Source organism: Blastococcus sp. SYSU D00695, assembly GCF_054050555.1.
In genome coordinates, this window is record NZ_JBJGZP010000012.1 from 1 (window position 1) to 15,556 (window position 15,556).

A 15,556-nucleotide genomic window follows, 5' to 3' on the forward strand; every position below is an offset into this window, starting at 1 on the left:
TATGTGGCAACGGGGTGTGGGGGGTTGTGGTTGATGAGTTGTGGCGTCGGGGTGAGGGGGTGCTGGGCGGCGGGGTGGCCGGCGTGCCGGGCGGCGCCCCCCCCCCCCGCCGCCGCGACCCTGGCCCGGGCCCGCGCCCGCCGCATCCCCCCCGAGGGACGAGTCACGCCGGCCCGGCCGGCGGCGCGCTCATCCGGCCGGGGTGAGAACGGCGCGACGGTGCGTCCGCCAGACTCCGGCGGCCGGTGCCGGTCGCGGCCGCCGGAGGGCGCAGGTCTCCCGGGACCTAGGACCCTGATCGTCGGGGCGGTCCGGGAGGAGTGTGGGAGCGGACCAGGGGTGGTGACACCGGCTGATCGGGGACGGGGGAGCGGTACCGATCCGCGTCTTCTTCCAGCAGGAGGTCGTCGATGACCAGGCTGTCGACCGCAGCCGTCCCGCCGCCGGCACGGCCGGCCGGTGCCCGGCACGGCGGTGCCGCCCTGCTGGCGAGCAAGCTCGCGCCGCCCGAGCCGGCCCACGCCACCGTGCCCCGCCCCCGGCTGCTCGACCGGCTGACCGCCGAGGTCCGGCGTTCCCCGCTCACGCTGGTCAGCGGCCCGGCCGGCTCCGGGAAGACGGTGCTGGCCTCCTCGTGGCGGGACAGCCAGCGGTCGACCCGTCCGATCGCCTGGCTGACCGTCGAGGAGTACGACGACGAGCCGGCCACCTTCTGGGCCTACGTCGTCGAGGCCCTGGTGCGGGCGGGCGTGCGGCTGTCCGCCGTCCCCGCCCTCGTCCCGGGAGAGCCCCCGGGGACCTCGGTCCTCCCGCGCCTGGTCGCCGACGTCGCGGCCTGCCCCCGGCCCGTGGTGCTCGTCCTCGACGACGCCGACCACCTCACCGACCGCACCATCACCGCCGGGCTGGACCTCCTCCTGCGGCACGCCGGCGGCCGGCTCCGGCTGGTCCTCTGCGGCCGCACCGACCCGCAGCTGCCGCTGCACCGGTACCGGCTGGACGGGACGCTGGCCGAGATCCGCGGCGACGAGCTGGACTTCACGCCGGAGGAGACCGGGCACCTGCTCGCCGCCATGGGCGTCCCCGTCGCGCCCGAGGTCGCGGGGGCCCTGTGCGCCGAGGCGGAGGGCTGGGCGGTCGGGCTGCGGCTGGCCGCCGCCCCGCTCAAGAGGGGGGTGCCGCCGGAGCGCCTGGTCACCTCCCTCGCCCGCGACGACGGCAGCGTGGCCCAGTACCTGTTCGCGGAGGTCCTGGCCGGGCAGCCGGCCTCCGTCCGCCGCGTCCTGGCCCGCTCGAGCGTCACCGCGCAGCTGTGGCCGGACCTGGTGGACCGCCTGTGCGGGCGGCGCAACACCCGCCGGGTGCTGGCGGGGCTGGCGCGGGCCAACGCGTTCGTGGAGGAGTCCCCGGGGGCGCCGGGCGGCTTCCGGATCCACCCGCTGTTCCGGGAGATGCTGCAGGGCCAGCTGGCCTACGAGCACCCCGGAGAACTGGCCGGCCTGCACCGGACGTGCGCGGCGTACTACGCCGACACCGGCCCGATCAACACCGCGGTGGGGCACGCCGTGGCCGCCGAGGACTGGGGGCTGGTCGGCCGCCTGCTCGTCGACGACCTGCTCGTGCCGCGCCTGCTCGCCCACGGGACCGACCCGGTGCTGCGCGACGCCCAGTCGATCCCGGCCTCGGCGCGCGGCACCGAGTCGGCCGTGCTCCGGGCCGCGGTGGCCCTGACGCGCGGCGACCGGCCCGACCCGGGGGACCTGGCGGCGACGGCGCGGGTCCCGGAGGGGGAGCGGCCGGCGCTGCGGATCTCGGGGGCCCTGGTCCGTGCGGCGGCGGTGGCGTCCACCGGCGCGCCGCCGGCCGGCGTGCTGGCCGCCCTCGACGACGCAGCGCAGCTCGTCGCGCAGCTCCCCGAGGAGTCCCACCGGGCCCGTGCGGAGAGCGCGGCGGTCCTCGGCCACCTGCGGGCCGTCACCGCGCTGCGGACCCACGCCCCCGTCCGGGAGCTGAGCTCCGTGCTGCGCTCGGCTGCGGCCGCCGCGCACACCGCCGGCGCCCGCGGGCTGCGGTGCCGGGCCGTCGGCGACCTCGCGCTGCTGGAGGCGCTCCAGGGGCACCTGACCCGGGCCGTGCAGCTGGCGCAGGAGGCCGAGACGCTCGCCGCCGAGCACGGGCTGGACGACGCCGCGCGCACGCCGGCCGCCGCCACCGCCCTGGCCTGGGTCCACCTCCGGCGGTACGCGCTCGTCGACTCGCGCGAGTGGCTGGGCCGGGCCCGCGCGCGCGAGCGCGGCGCCGTCCCCGGTGACGGGTCCGCCGCCCTGCAGGCGGTGCTGCAGGCGCAGCACTTCCGGTTGCGGCAGGAGTACGGACTGGCCGACCAGACCCTGCGCGCCTGCCTCGCGGGGCCGCCGCTGCCCCGGTGGACGTCGGAGCAGGTGGTGGCCGAGGTCGTCCGGCTCGCCGTCGCCCGGGGCCACGTGGACGAGGGGCTGGCCATCCTCCGCGACCGCGGGCGCGACGAGCCGTGGAGCCGCCGGCTGGAGGCGTCGGTGCGCCTGGTCCAGGGGACCGACGGCGACGACCTCCCGACCGGGGACGACGCGGGGCAGGCGCTGGCCGACCTCGTCGAGTCGACGGTGATCCGGGCCTGCCAGCTCCTGCAGCACGGGGACGTCACGACCGCCGCCGAGGAGCTGGCGACGGCGCTGGACCGGGCGCGCCCGGAGCTCCTCCGGTGGCCGTTCGTGGACACCCCGCCCCAGGCGCGCCGGCTGCTGCGCAGCCATCCCCGGCTGCAGGCCGCCGGTGCGTGGCTGAACCCCTCGAGCGGCGCCCGGCCGTCCGGGACCGGGAACGCCCCGGCCGCCCGCCCGGCCGAGGACGTCGTCCAGGAGCTCAGCGACCGGGAGACCGAGGTGCTCCGCCACCTGGCGGAGATGCTCTCCACGGCGGAGATCGCGGCGACCATGTTCATCTCGGTGAACACCGTCCGCACCCACATCCGGAGCATCCTGCGCAAGCTCGGCGTGAGCAGACGCAACCAGGCGGTGCGCCGGGCCCGCGAACGCGGGCTGCTCTGAGGGCACCGTCCACGTCCCGAGGGGAACGGGGACGGCGGACACGGGGACGGGGGACACGGGGACGGGGACTGCGCGGACCGGAACAGCGGACACGGGGACGGCGGGGAGCGGACGAGGGGTGGTACGCATGGGCACGGCACGTACCCGGTACGAGGTCCGGGTGGCGACGCACATGGGCAGCGCGGCGATGGCCGCCCTGCAGGTCCCGGTGCGGCTGACCGCCGTGCCGCGCCGCACCCTGTACCGGTTCCGGGTCCCGGCTGACCAGGACCTCGCGCACGCCCTCGCCCGGCTCCTCACCAGCGACGTCGAGGTGCTGGAGATCCGCCAGTGCACCGACCCGTCCGACCGGCCACGCGCCCCCCGCCCGGCGACACCGGCCGGGCCCCCCGAGGACGCCGACGGCCCGTCGTCCTCCGGCGTCGTCCTCGCCTTCCGACGCCGGCGACCGGCCCCCGCCCGGCCCGGCGACGGGTCACTCGCGGCGGACGATGCCGGGGCGTGACCGGCGGCACACGATTCCTCCGCACCCATCGGGACCGCGACGCCCGCCCTCTCCCCGAGGGCGGCGTGGCCCGCGCTGACCTCGGAGGACAGGCACATGACGGACACCTCGCACCGGCGCTCTCCGCAGACGACCCACTACACCGAACCGGTCACCGCCTGGGTCGGGTGGGTGGTGTTCGCCGGCGTCATGCTCATCACCCTGGGCGCGTTCCAGATCATCCAGGGCCTGGTCGCCCTCTTCGACGACGGCTTCTACGCGGTCACCTCCGATGGCCTCGTGGTCGACGTCGACTACAACACCTGGGGCTGGATCCACCTCGTCATCGGCATCGTCGGCGTCCTCACCGGCGTCGGTCTCCTCGCCGGCAACATGGTCGCCCGCGTCGTGGGCGTGGGGATCGCCATGCTGAGCGCGCTGGTGAACCTGCTGTTCATCTCGGCGTACCCGGTGTGGTCGGCGATCATGATCGTGCTCGACGTGATCGTGATCTTCGCGATCATCGTCCACGGACGCGAGGTCAGGGACCGCTGACGCGGCCGACCGTCTGACCTCCAGCCCCCGCCGCCGCACCGGGCCTCCCGGTGCGGCGGCGGTGGTGCGCGCCGGGGCCGCGCGGTCGACGTGCCGGGACGGCGGTGGTGCGCTCCGGCCCGGGACGCCGCGGAGGGGCCGGGGCCGCCGCGGGCTCATCTCGTCCGGGGGACGCCACCGGCGCCGCCGGGGGGTTGGCTCCCCCCATCGGAACGGACCCGCTGGGTCCTCCCGCACGGGACCCGGCGGCGGATCCGCCGCCGGCCGGTCCCCGAGGGGGACCCGCCCACCGGTGTCCGCCCGGGACAGTAGGGAGCGCGCGGAATGGGACGTCAGGTGTACGAGCTGAGAGTGCGCGGGCCGGTGCCGGCGGAGGTCCTCGAGGAGATCGGCGCGGAGGACCTCGGCGAGGAACCGGCCGTCACCGTCCTGCGGACCGAACCCACGGACCAGCCGGGTCTCCACGGCGTGCTGCAGCGGTTGCGCAGCCTCGGGCTGGACCTCATGGAGGTCCGCACGGCCGCGACCGACCCCGGTGATCCCGAGCTCCGGTGACCCGGGCCGCGGTGACCCCGGCCGCCGGGCGGGCGTCACCCCCGCCGGATGAGGCCGGGGGCCCGCGGCCGATGCAGCCTCGGCCCGACGCCGCCGCGCGCCGCGCGGCAGCGCCCAGCCCGTGGACGCCGGACCGCCCGGTGCCGGACGTGACACCCGAGGAGATGCTCATGGCCACCTTGACCGTCTGGGAGTTCCCCACCCCCGAGGGCGCGCAGAACGCGGTCGCGACCCTGAAGGACCTCCAGCGTCAGGAGCTCATCCAGATCCACGACGCGGCCACCGTCTCGTGGCCCGCCGGGAAGAAGAAGCCCAAGACGGAGCAGCTGCACAACATGGCCGGGGCGGGAGCGCTCGGCGGGGCGTTCTGGGGGATGCTGTTCGGCCTGATCTTCTTCGTCCCGCTGCTGGGCATGGCCATCGGCGCCGGCATGGGCGCGCTGACCGGCAGCATGACCGACGTCGGCATCGACGACTCGTTCATCCGGCGGATGCGCGAGGAGATCAAGCCGGGGACCTCCGCGCTGTTCCTGCTGACGTCCGGAGCGGTCGTGGACAAGGTCAAGGCCGCCTTCGAGGGCCAGGACCTCGTCCTGGTGGAGAGCAACCTCAGCGGCGAGCAGGAGGACCGCCTCCGGGAGGTCTTCGCCGAGGAGGAGCGCGCGCCGCAGCACGCCGGCTGAGCGCACACCGTCCCGGGGCCCGGCTGCCGCGTCAGCCGGGCCCCGGGTCGCGCCCGGGCCGGGCGGGGGACCCCAGCGAGGAGGTGCCGGGTGGACGAGGGGGCACTGCTGGCCGTCGCCGGCGCCGTGGTCGTCTGGGGACTGGTCGGTGCCCGGCTCCGGCGCACCGACGTGACCGGGCCGATGGTCTTCGTGGCGGTCGGCGCCCTGCTGGTCGCGACCGGGACGGTCAGCGGCTCGGCCGCGCCGGAGGCGGTCCGGCCGCTGGTGGAGCTCGCGCTCGTGTGGGTGCTGTTCTCCGACGCGGCGCGTGTGTCGCCGAAGGACCTGCGCGGGGACGCCGGCCGCTGCGTCCGGCTGCTCGCCGTCGGGCTCCCGCTCAGCGTCCTGGCCGGGTGGGGGCTCGCGGCCTGGCTGCTGCCCGGCCTGGACGTCTGGCTGGCCCTGCTGGTGGGCGCCGCCCTGGCGCCCACCGACGCCGCCCTCGGCGTCCAGGTGGTGACCGAGCCCTCCGTCCCCGCCCGCATCCGACGGCTGATCACGGTGGAGAGCGGTCTCAACGACGGCATCGTCACGCCGGTCGTCTTCGTCGCGCTGGCCGGCGCGGCGTCGGTCGAGGGGCTCGCCGCGGCTCCTGGGGTCGGGGAGGCGCTGCTGGAGCTCGCCGTCGGCGCGGTCGTCGGGGCCGCCGTGGGCGCGCTGGGCGGCCGGCTGCTGCGCGAGGCGCGCCTGCGGCAGTGGGCGGCGGAGGAGTTCGCCGGCACCGCCGTCCTGGCGCTGGCCGCGGGGGCGTACTGCGCGGCGCTGGCCACGCACGGCAACGGCTTCGTCGGCGCCTTCTGCGCCGGCCTGGCGTTCGGCGCGACCGCCGGACCGCGCGGCCCGGCCGAGCTCGCGTTCACCGAGCAGGCCGGCGGCCTGGTGGGGCTGCTGGTGTGGCTGGCCTTCGGGGCCCTCGCCGTGCCGGTGCTGCTCGACCTCGCCGACGGGGCGCTCCTGCTGTACGCGGTGCTGAGCCTGACGGTCGTCCGCCTGATCCCGGTGGCGCTGGCCTGCATCGGGACGGGCATGGCCGTCGCGACCGTGCTGTTCGTCGGGTGGTCCGGCCCCCGGGGACTGGCCTCCCTGGTGTTCGCCCTGATCACGCTCGAGGACCTGGGGGCCGCCGCCGAGCCGGCGGTCGCCGTCATCACCGGGACGGTCCTGCTCAGCGTGGTGGTGCACGGGCTGAGCGCCGGGCCGCTGGCCGCCCGCTACGGTCGCTCGGCCGCGGCGGCCGGTGAGGCCGTCATCCGACGGGGGTGAGCAGCCGGCCGCCGGCCCCCGCCAGGATGGTCCGGTCCGGACCCCTGCCCCTCGGCCGCCGCCGTCCCTGACGGAGCGGCCGGTGGCCTGCCACGCCCGGGAGGCGCGCGTGTCCCTCGTTCCGCCGGGCGTCCGGGTGCTGAGGAGCTACCGACGGGCCTGGCTGCTCAAGGACCTCACGGCCGGGGTCGTGCTGACCACGCTGCTCGTGCCGCAGGGGATGGCCTACGCCGAGCTGGCCGGGCTGCCGCCGATCACGGGCCTCTACACGTCGATCATGTGCCTGCTCGGGTACGCGCTGGTCGGCCCCTCGCGCATCCTCGTGCTCGGGCCGGACTCCTCGCTGGGGCCCATGATCGCCGCGACCGTGCTGCCGCTGGTCGCCGCGGGCGGGGACCCGGAGCGCGCCGTCGCGCTGGCGTCCCTGCTCGCCGTCATGGTCGCCGCGATCATGCTCGTGGCCGGCTGGGCGAAGCTCGGGTTCATCGCCGAGCTGATCTCCAAGCCGACGATGATCGGCTACGTCAACGGGCTGGCGGTCACCATCCTGATCGGCCAGCTGCCCAAGCTGTTCGGCTTCTCGGTGGACGGCGACGGCGCGGTGGAGGAGGTCGTGGCGTTCGGGCGGGCGCTGGCCGACGAGGCGACCGTGCCGGCGGCTGCCGCCGTCGGCATCGGCGGCATCGTCCTCGTCCTGGCGCTGCAGCGCTGGCTGCCGAAGGTGCCGGCGGTCCTGGTGATGGTCGTGCTGGCCATCGCGGTCAGCATCGCCGCCGACCTGGGGGACCGCGGGGTGAGCCTCATCGGCACGCTGCCGCAGGGGTTCCCCCCGCTGACCATCCCCACCGTCGCGTGGTCGGACGTCCTCCCGCTGGCCGCCGGGGCGCTGGCCATCGCGGTCGTGTCGCTGGCCGACACCATCTCCACCTCGTCGGCCTTCGCCGAGCGCACCGGCCAGGAGGTGCGGGGCAACCAGGAGATGCTCGGCATCGGCACGGCCAACCTCGCCGCCGGGCTCTTCCAGGGGTTCGCGGTCAGCACCAGCGCCTCGCGCACGGCCGTCGCCGAGCGGGCGGGGGCCCGGACCCAGCTGACCGGCGTCACCGGTGCGGTGCTGATCGTCGTCCTGATCGTCGCGCTGCCGGGCCTGTTCAAGGACCTGCCGCAGCCGGCGCTGGCCGCCGTCGTCATCACCGCCTCGCTCTCGCTGGCCGACCTGCCGGGCATGACCCGGCTGTGGAAGCAGCGCCGGGTGGAGTTCTCGCTGGCGCTCGTCGCGTTCGCCGGCGTCGCGCTGCTCGGCGTGCTGCCGGGCATCGCCATCGCCGTGGGGCTGTCGATCCTCAACGTGTTCCGCCGGGCCTGGCGGCCGTACCAGACCACCCTCGGGCTGGTCGAGGACCTGCGCGGCTACCACGACGTGCGCTCCTACCCGGCGGCGCGGACGCTCCCCGGCCTGGTCATCTACCGCTTCGACGCGCCGCTGTTCTTCGCGAACGCCAAGAGCTTCCGGGACGAGGTCGTGGCCCTCGCGCGCCGCGACCCGGCACCCGAGTGGATCGTGGTGGCCGCCGAGCCGATCACCGACGTCGACACCACCGCCGCCGACGTCCTGTTCGAGCTGGACCACCTGCTGGACCAGCGCGGCCAGGCGCTGGTGTTCGCGGGGTTGAAGGACCCGGTGCGCCGCAAGATCGACGGCTACGGGCTCACCGAGAAGATCGAGCCCCGGCACCTGTTCCCGACCGTCGGCTCCGCCGTCGCCGAGTTCCGGGCCCGCACGCACGCCGAGTGGACGCCGCCCGCCGACGTCCAGCCGCCGGCGCACCTCCCCGACGGCGACGGGAGCCGCGACGGCGCCGGGGGCCGCGACGCGAGCGCCGAGATCGGCGATGTCGGCGGCATCAGCCGCTGATGCCGCCGAGTCCGCCGATCTCGGCGGGCGGGGGCGGGCGCGCAGGGGCTGGGCGGGCAGGGGCTGGGCGGGCAGGGGCGGGGCGGGCAGGGGAGGGCCGAGCAGGGGAGGGCCGGCTCAGGCCGGGGCCAGGACCCGGGCCGCGGCGGCGTTCTCCAGGTCCCGGCCCAGGGCGTCCTCGAGGTCGGCCCAGCAGGTCGCGGCCGCGTGGGTGTCCCGGGCGTGCGACAGCAGCGGCAGCACGTCACCGGGCCCGCGGTTGAGCACCACGACCACGAGGGCGATGGCGTGGTCGTCGAGCAGCAGCGCCGCCGCGACCAGGTCCTCCACGGCGATCGTGCGGCGGAAGTGCCCGACGAAGGCGTCCTGCCCGGTGTGGTCCCCGACGACCGGCGGGAAGCACCCCAGGCGTGGCAGGAGCACGGTCAGGGCGGCGGCCAGCACGCCGTCGCCCCACACCAGCTGACCGGCGGTGTTGTCCGAGCGCTCGACGCGGGACGACCCCAGCCGGTCGTGCAGGACCAGGGCCAGGCAGCTGTGGTGGAACGGGCCCTCGGCGCGGGCGCGCCACACGGCGTCGTAGTCCGAGACCGCGCGGGCGAGGCTGCCGTAGCCGGCTGCCGCGAGGGTCATGGGGGAGCTGGGGTCCACGGTGCCGGCCTCCTGTCGACGGGCGGGCGCCCACGAGGGAGCGAGGACGCCGATCCTGGCCGGGGCGCCGGGGACCGGCCTCACCCCGATCGCATGGTCGGCCGGCCCCGCCGGCGCGCGGCCGCCGGCCCCGCTCAGAACAGCTCGGGCACGGTCTCCCGCCGTTCCACGAGGGTCGTCCGCCGCGGTGGTTCACAGGACCGCGCCGCGGTGGGACGCTCGCGTCCCGGCGGGGCTCCCCGCCGGCGCGCGGCTCGAACGAGGTGGTCGCCGATGTCCCTCCTGCCCTGGGGGTCCCCACCGGCGGCGTCGCGCCGCCACGCGCTGGGCGCGTTGCTCGCCGGGACGGCGGTCCTGGCGGCGGCCTGCGGGAGCGCCGACGGAGTGGCTGCCCCGCCCTCACCGGCCGCGGCCACGATCGACTGGTCGGAGACGGACTACACGCTGACCTGCGACGGCATCGTCCCCACGGGCCTGCACGTCCCGGTCGACGGCGGGCAGGCCCGCGTGCCCGCCGACGACAGCCGGCCGCCGTACTACGCCTGGTACGACGTCCGCGTCCTCGACACGGCCGACGGCGACCTGGACGGGGACGGGGCACCGGACACCGTGGTGCTGCTCAGCTGCTCGCCGCAGCCCTCCAACGGCGTCCTGCAGGAGGTCCAGGTGTTCGCCGCCACCGGCGCGCTGCTGGGCGCGCTGCCCAGCCCGCGCACGCTGCGCGAGCGCGGGATGCTGCCGCCGGAGTACGACCCGGGCGGGCTGCTCGTCGAGGACGGCGACATCGTGGCGGCGATGCACGCCTACGGGCCCGGCGACGTCCACGCGACCGGCCCGTCGGTGCCGCTGACGGTGCGCTGGCGATACGCCGGCGGGCACTTCGAGCGCGTGACGTCCTGACCGGCGTCCGTGCGTCGGGCGGCGCGCTCGTCCGCGGCGGATGAACCGTGACGATGTCCCGTGACAATCCGTTCACGGAGGGCCAGCATCGGCGTCCTCGTGACGGGATCGGTCCACCCAGCAGCGGTCGGACGGGGGTGTCTGTCGGTGACGGACCTGACGATCGGCCGGCTGCGCCGGAGCCCCTCCCGCCCGCGACCGGCTGCCCGCCCGCTGCCGCCCGAGCCGGTGGCCGCTGCCGAGGAGGGTGTCGAGCTGAGCCGGCTGCTCGCCCTCGCCCGGCTCACCGCCGCCCAGGCGCTGGAGATCGGCGCGGGCGTGCTGGCGGTCGCCGAGGCGAGCGGGGGGCCGGTCGACCCGCGGGTCACCGCCCGCGGCGAGGTCGTCGCCGGGGCGGGGGCGGGCGGGCGGCCCGTCGCGACGGTCCTGACCGACGTCGCCGCCGCCGCCCGGCTGCCCCGCCCGGCCGGCGGGGGAGCCGGGCGGGGCTCGGCCGAGCTGGACCGCGCGGTCGGGGACCTGCCGGCCGACGGGCTGCCGGTGGTGGCCCGCCGGCTGCAGGAGGCGGCCGCGACGGCCGACCGGGCGGCGGTGCAGGCGGAGCTGGCCGCGCTCGTCCGCGCGGCCGGCACCGTGCCCGGCGGGAGGGCGGCGGGGACCACCGCGGCGGGGGCCGCCGCGGGCGCGCCGCCGACCCCCGCGACCCCGCGTCCCGCCGGCCGCCGGGCCGGCCGGCGGGCCGGCGCCTGGGTGCTGTCGGTCCTGCTGCTGGCGGCGGTCGTCACGGCCGAGGTCGTCGTGCTGCGCGACGACATCGCCGCCGACATCGACCTGCTGCTGGACGCCGGCCGGGACGGTGCCGACCCGTCGTCGGGCGCACCGCAGGTGGTGGAACCGGAGCTCCCCGCGCCGGCCCCCGCCGCCGCCGGCGCCGTGGCCGCGGTCGACCTGCGCCCCCTCGCCGCGTGCTCCCCGGGCGCCCCGTGCACGCTGCGGCTGCTCGTCCGGCTGGTCCCGGACGCCGAGCCGCAGACCGTGACCTGGTCCTACCGGGTGGTCGACCGGTGCACCGGGGCCGCCTCGACCGCGCCCGGCGGGAGCGTGACCGTGCCGTCGCAGGCCGGGCGGGCCGTCGCCGTCGGCACGGTGGACCTGCCCCCGGCCGCCGCCGTCGCGGTGTTCGCGGTCACCGAGGCCCCCGCCGCCGCGGCCTCCGCCCCGGTCGTCGCCGGCTCGTGCACGCCGCCCGGACCCGGTGGGTGACCCCGAGAGGAGGAGGCCATGCCGATCGCCGGACCGACCGGGCCGGCCGCGGGCGCGGGCCCGCGGCGGACCCGGCAGCAGCGCCGCGACCGGCGCAGCGCCGCCTTCGACCTGCTCGCCGTCGTCGCCGCGGGCGCGCTCGTCGGCCTGGGCATGGCGAACCTGTACCTCATCGGGGAGCCCGCGCTCGCCGCTCGGCAGGGCCTCATCGCCGCCGGCGGCGTGCTCGTGCTCGCCCTGTCGTGGCGGGTCCGGGTCCGGTTCCTGGGCGTGCTCGCCTGGCTGGCCTACGGCCTGGCCGTCCTGTTCCTCGTCGGCGTCCTGGTCATGGGCCTGTCGGCCAACGGCGCCACCCGCTGGTTCGCGATCGGGACGCTCACCTTCCAGCCCTCGGAGCTGGCCAAGCTGGGTCTCCTGCTCGTCCTGGCCGCCGTGCTCGGCTCGTCCCGGCCCCCGGGGCGGCGGTTCGTGCTGGCCCTGCTCCTGGCCGCCGTGCCCATCGGGCTGACCCTCCTGCAGCCGGACCTGAGCACGGCGATGCTGCTCACCGTCCTCGCCGGCACCATGCTGGTCCTCGGCCGGGTCCCGGCCCGCTTCCTGCTGCCGCTGGCCGCCGCCGCCGCGGTCGTCGCGCCCCTGCTGATCAGCCTGCTGCAGCCCTACCAGGTGTCGCGGCTGGGCAGCTTCCTCGTCGGCGCCCACGAGTCCCCGACCGGCTCGGGCTGGGCCGTGCGGCAGGCCAACATCGCGGTGGGCTCCGGCGGGCTGTTCGGCCGGACCGACGACCCGCTGCGGCTGCTGCGCGCCCAGTACCTGCCCGAGCGGGACACCGACCTGGCCCCGGCCAGCCTGGTCGGCCAGTGGGGGCTGGTCGCCGGTGCCGGGCTGGTGCTCGCCGCGATCGTCCTGGTCTGGCGGCTGGCGATGGCCAGCCGGGCGGCCCGCACGCCGCACGGGGCGCTGGTGGGCGGCGGGCTGGCGGTCCTGCTGGGTGTGGAGATCGTCGTCTCGGTGGGGGCCAACCTCGGCCTGCTCCCGCTGGCCGGCGTGCCGTTCCCGCTGGTCAGCTACGGCGGCACCGCCCTGGTCGTGCACCTGGCCGCGATCGGCGTCGTCCTCGCCGTCCGCCGCGACGGCGCCCGGCGGCGCCTGTGGGCCGCACCGGGCCGGCGCAACCCCCGCCCGCGGCTGGTCCGGCTGGCGGCCGTCGCGCTGTCGGCGCTGCTGCTCGCCTTCGGCCTGCACGGCTGGGACCTGCAGCGCGAGCGCGGGGCGGAGCTGCAGGTGGTGGGCGACGAGCAGATGACCCGCTGCACCCGACTGCCCGCCCCCCGGGGCGTCATCGTCGACCGGCACGACACCCCGCTGGCCGTGGACGCCGCCGACCTCGGGACCGGCGTGGACCGGGTGCTCGTCGTCCCCGCGCTGGTGCGCGCCCGGCCGGCCGACGTCGACCGGCTCGCCGGCCTGACCGGCCGGCCGCCGGACGACCTGCGCGCCGAGCTCCTCGCGGCGGAGGACACCACGCTCACGCTGCCGGTCGCCGAGGTGCCGCGCCCGGTCGGCGACACGGTCACCGCGGCGGCGGTCCCCGGCGTGCTCGTGGTGCCCGAGCCGCGCCGCGCCTACCCGCACGGGGCGCTGCTCGGGCCGATGCTCGGGTTCGTGGGCGTGGCCACGCCCGAGGACGAGGCCCGCTGGCCGGACCTGCCGCCGGGCGCGGTCGTCGGCCGCGCCGGCCTGGAGGGGCAGTACGACCCGGTGCTGCGCGGCGTCGACGGGCGGCTGTGCCTGTACGTCGACCCGCGCGGCGTGCCCGTCGCGCTGGGCGAGTACCGCGCGCCGGTGCGGGGGGCCGACCTGCGGCTGTCGCTGGACCTCGGCCTGCAGCGCCGCCTGGACGCCGCCCTGGCCGCCGCCCTGGCCGCGCAGCCGCGGCCGGTGGGCAAGGTCGGTGCCGCCGTGGCCATGGACCCGCGCACCGGCCAGGTCCTCGCCATGGCCAGCCGCCCCTCCGCCGACGACAACGTCTACGGCCCGCCGGTGGACGTCGCCGCGCTGGAGGCGGCGGCCGCCGCGCCGGGGTCGCCGATGCTCGAGCACGCGACGCAGGCGGTGGCGCCACCGGGGTCGACGTTCAAGCTCGTGGTCGCCGCGGCCAACCAGGCCCACGGCGTGTGGGACCCGGACCTGGTCGTCCCGGGCGGCGCGGAGTTCACCTACGGCGGGCACGTGTTCCACAACTGGCGGCCGATGGGGCCGATGTCGCTGCGGCAGGCGATCGCCGTCTCCAACGACGTGTACTTCTACCGGCTCGCCCTGGCACTCGGCCCGGAGGCGATCGCCGAGACGGCCACGCAGCTCGGCGTCGGTCAGCCCACCGGCATCGACCTGCCGGGGGAGGCCGCCGGCCACCTGGGCACCCCGGAGTCCGTCGAGGCCGCCGGCGGCACCTGGTACGGCGGTTCGACGGTCATCCTCGGCATCGGGCAGGGCGAGATCCAGGTGTCGCCGCTGCAGAACGCCCGGTGGACCGCGGCCCTGGCCACCGGCGCGCTGGTGACGCCTCGGCTGGGCAGCGAGCTCGGCGCGGACGGCACGTACGCGCCGCTGCCGGCGCCCGCCGCCACGCCGCTGCCCTTCCCCGCGGACCTCGGGCCCGTGCGGGACGGGATGACCCAGGTGGTGTCCGCCGGGACGGGCGGCCGCGTCCGCGTCCCGGGCCTGACGGTCGGGGCCAAGACCGGCACCGCGCAGGACGGCGGCCTGCGCGCCGACGAGTACGACAACTGGATGTCCCTCGTCGCGCCGATGGAGGCCCCCGAGATCGTGATCACCGCCTGGACGCAGGGGCCGGGGCAGGGCGCCAACAGTGCGTCCGGCGTCGCCGCCGACGGGCTGCACTACTACCTGGACCACCGGGCCGAGGTGCTGGCGACCGGTCCGGCGCCCGCCTCCTGAGCGCCGGGTGGCTCAGCCGCGCCCGTAGGCGGCCAGCAGCGGCCGGTTCCGCACCGCCCGGGCGGCGCCCTCGGCCACGCAGGTGAGCGGCTCCTCGGCGGCCTTCACGGGCAGGCCGAGCTCCCGCTCGAGGAACGGCACGAACCCGGCGACCAGCGACCCCCCGCCGAAGGCGAGCACCCCCTCGGCGAGCACGTCGGCCAGGGCCTGCGGCGGGAGGTCGTCGAGGCACGCGGTGAGCGTGCGCACGATCTCGCCGACGACGGGGCGCACCGCGTCGGTCACCTCGGCCGCCTGCAGGGTGGCCAGCCGCGGCCGGCCCGTGGCTCCGTCGCGGCCCTGCACGACGAGCGGGCCGTCCGCCTCCGCGGCGGAGGAGACCTTCACGCGCTCGGCCTCGAGCTCCCCGACGTGCAGCTGGTGCTGCTCGCGCAGGTACCGGGAGACGGCGGCGGTCATGGCGTCCCCACCGGTCTTGCCGGTCCGCTGGGCCAGCACACCGCCGTAGCAGAAGGCCACCGCCTCCGCGGTGCCGCCGCCCACGTCGACGACCATGTGCACGCGCCGCTCCAGCGGGTCGACGCCGCAGCCGATCGCGCCGGCGACCGAGTCGTCCAGGGCCGTCGCCGGCCGGATGCCGGCCTCCTCCGCGGCCTCCAGCAGCGCCCGCGTCTCCAGGGCGGTGGAGTCGGCGGGCACCCCGATGACGGCGCGGACCGGGCTCCACACCCGCCGGCCCGACCGCGCGAGGACCGCGCGCAGGTACTGGCGCGCGGTCTCCAGGTCGGTCACCACCCCGTCGTGCAGCGGCCGGACGGCGGCGAACCGGGCCGGGCTGCGGCCCTGCAGGTCGGCCGCCTCCCGCCCGACCGCGAGGACCCGGGACCGGCGCCGGACACCGCGGTCCAGCAGCATCACGCTGGGTTCGTCGAAGAGCAGACCCCGCCGCGCCTCGCTGACCACGGTGTTCGCGGTGCCCAGGTCGATGCCGAGGTCCATGCCGGTCTCCTGACGCGCGGGCGGCCCAGTCTGGACGGCGCCCCACCGCCGGGTCCAGACTCCCGCGCACCGCGACCGTTCCCGCCGGCCGGGAGGACGGGCCCCGCGGCGCCCCGGGCGGGACGTGCGACCCGGGCGGGGAGGTCGTCGGGGCGGCACGCTGTTCCCGGGCGGCCCGGCCGCCCGCAGACCGGTGCCC

12 protein-coding genes are annotated in these 15,556 nt (G+C 77.5%); 10 read left to right on the top strand and 2 right to left on the bottom strand.

Going from position 1 to position 15,556, the window contains the following annotated elements; translation table 11 throughout:
• The first annotated feature begins 410 nt into the window (after nt 1-410).
• The 7 genes from ACI781_RS09850 to ACI781_RS09880 all read left to right on the top strand — a co-directional run bounded on the left by ACI781_RS09850 (nt 411) and on the right by ACI781_RS09880 (nt 8,583).
• Complete coding sequence (locus ACI781_RS09850; RefSeq protein WP_456565912.1) at nt 411-3,086, top strand: LuxR C-terminal-related transcriptional regulator; 2,676 nt, start codon at nt 411-413, stop codon at nt 3,084-3,086.
• A gap of 127 nt (nt 3,087-3,213) precedes the next feature.
• On the top strand, nt 3,214-3,591 hold the full coding sequence (locus ACI781_RS09855) for a hypothetical protein (protein WP_456565913.1): 378 nt from the start codon (nt 3,214-3,216) through the stop codon (nt 3,589-3,591).
• 96 nt (nt 3,592-3,687) lie between these two features.
• Nucleotides 3,688-4,125, top strand: coding sequence for a DUF7144 family membrane protein (locus ACI781_RS09860; RefSeq protein ID WP_456565914.1), 438 nt, complete (start codon nt 3,688-3,690; stop codon nt 4,123-4,125).
• 336 nt (nt 4,126-4,461) lie between these two features.
• On the top strand, nt 4,462-4,680 hold the full coding sequence (locus tag ACI781_RS09865; protein ID WP_456565915.1) for a hypothetical protein: 219 nt from the start codon (nt 4,462-4,464) through the stop codon (nt 4,678-4,680).
• A 170-nt stretch (nt 4,681-4,850) separates the two neighbouring features.
• Nucleotides 4,851-5,363, top strand: a complete 513-nt coding sequence (locus ACI781_RS09870; RefSeq protein ID WP_456565916.1) for a DUF1269 domain-containing protein — start codon at nt 4,851-4,853, stop codon at nt 5,361-5,363.
• Nucleotides 5,364-5,453: 90 nt separating this feature from the next.
• On the top strand, nt 5,454-6,668 hold the full coding sequence (locus ACI781_RS09875; protein WP_456565917.1) for a cation:proton antiporter domain-containing protein: 1,215 nt from the start codon (nt 5,454-5,456) through the stop codon (nt 6,666-6,668).
• Nucleotides 6,669-6,777: 109 nt separating this feature from the next.
• Entirely contained in the window at nt 6,778-8,583 is a 1,806-nt protein-coding gene (locus ACI781_RS09880) for a SulP family inorganic anion transporter (RefSeq protein ID WP_456565918.1), read from the top strand.
• Nucleotides 8,584-8,700: 117 nt separating this feature from the next.
• On the opposite strand, the gene ACI781_RS09885 is transcribed toward ACI781_RS09880, so the two are convergent.
• Nucleotides 8,701-9,234 carry a hypothetical protein gene (locus tag ACI781_RS09885; protein WP_456565919.1) on the bottom strand — a complete coding sequence of 178 codons (534 nt, stop codon included), beginning with the start codon at nt 9,232-9,234 and terminating at the stop codon, nt 8,701-8,703.
• A 273-nt stretch (nt 9,235-9,507) separates the two neighbouring features.
• Here ACI781_RS09885 and ACI781_RS09890 point away from each other — a divergent pair, with 273 nt between their 5' ends.
• From ACI781_RS09890 to ACI781_RS09900, 3 genes are all read left to right on the top strand, one after another.
• Entirely contained in the window at nt 9,508-10,134 is a 627-nt protein-coding gene (locus tag ACI781_RS09890) for a hypothetical protein (RefSeq protein WP_456565920.1), read from the top strand.
• 147 nt (nt 10,135-10,281) lie between these two features.
• Entirely contained in the window at nt 10,282-11,397 is a 1,116-nt protein-coding gene (locus ACI781_RS09895) for a hypothetical protein (protein WP_456565921.1), read from the top strand.
• An 18-nt stretch (nt 11,398-11,415) separates the two neighbouring features.
• On the top strand, nt 11,416-14,358 hold the full coding sequence (locus ACI781_RS09900; RefSeq protein WP_456565922.1) for an FtsW/RodA/SpoVE family cell cycle protein: 2,943 nt from the start codon (nt 11,416-11,418) through the stop codon (nt 14,356-14,358).
• 12 nt (nt 14,359-14,370) lie between these two features.
• Here the strand turns inward: ACI781_RS09900 and ACI781_RS09905 are convergent, their stop codons facing one another.
• The gene (locus tag ACI781_RS09905; protein WP_456565923.1) at nt 14,371-15,357 is read right to left on the bottom strand and encodes a rod shape-determining protein; all 987 of its coding nucleotides are present in this window, start codon (nt 15,355-15,357) and stop codon (nt 14,371-14,373) included.
• Nucleotides 15,358-15,556: the final 199 nt, after the last annotated feature.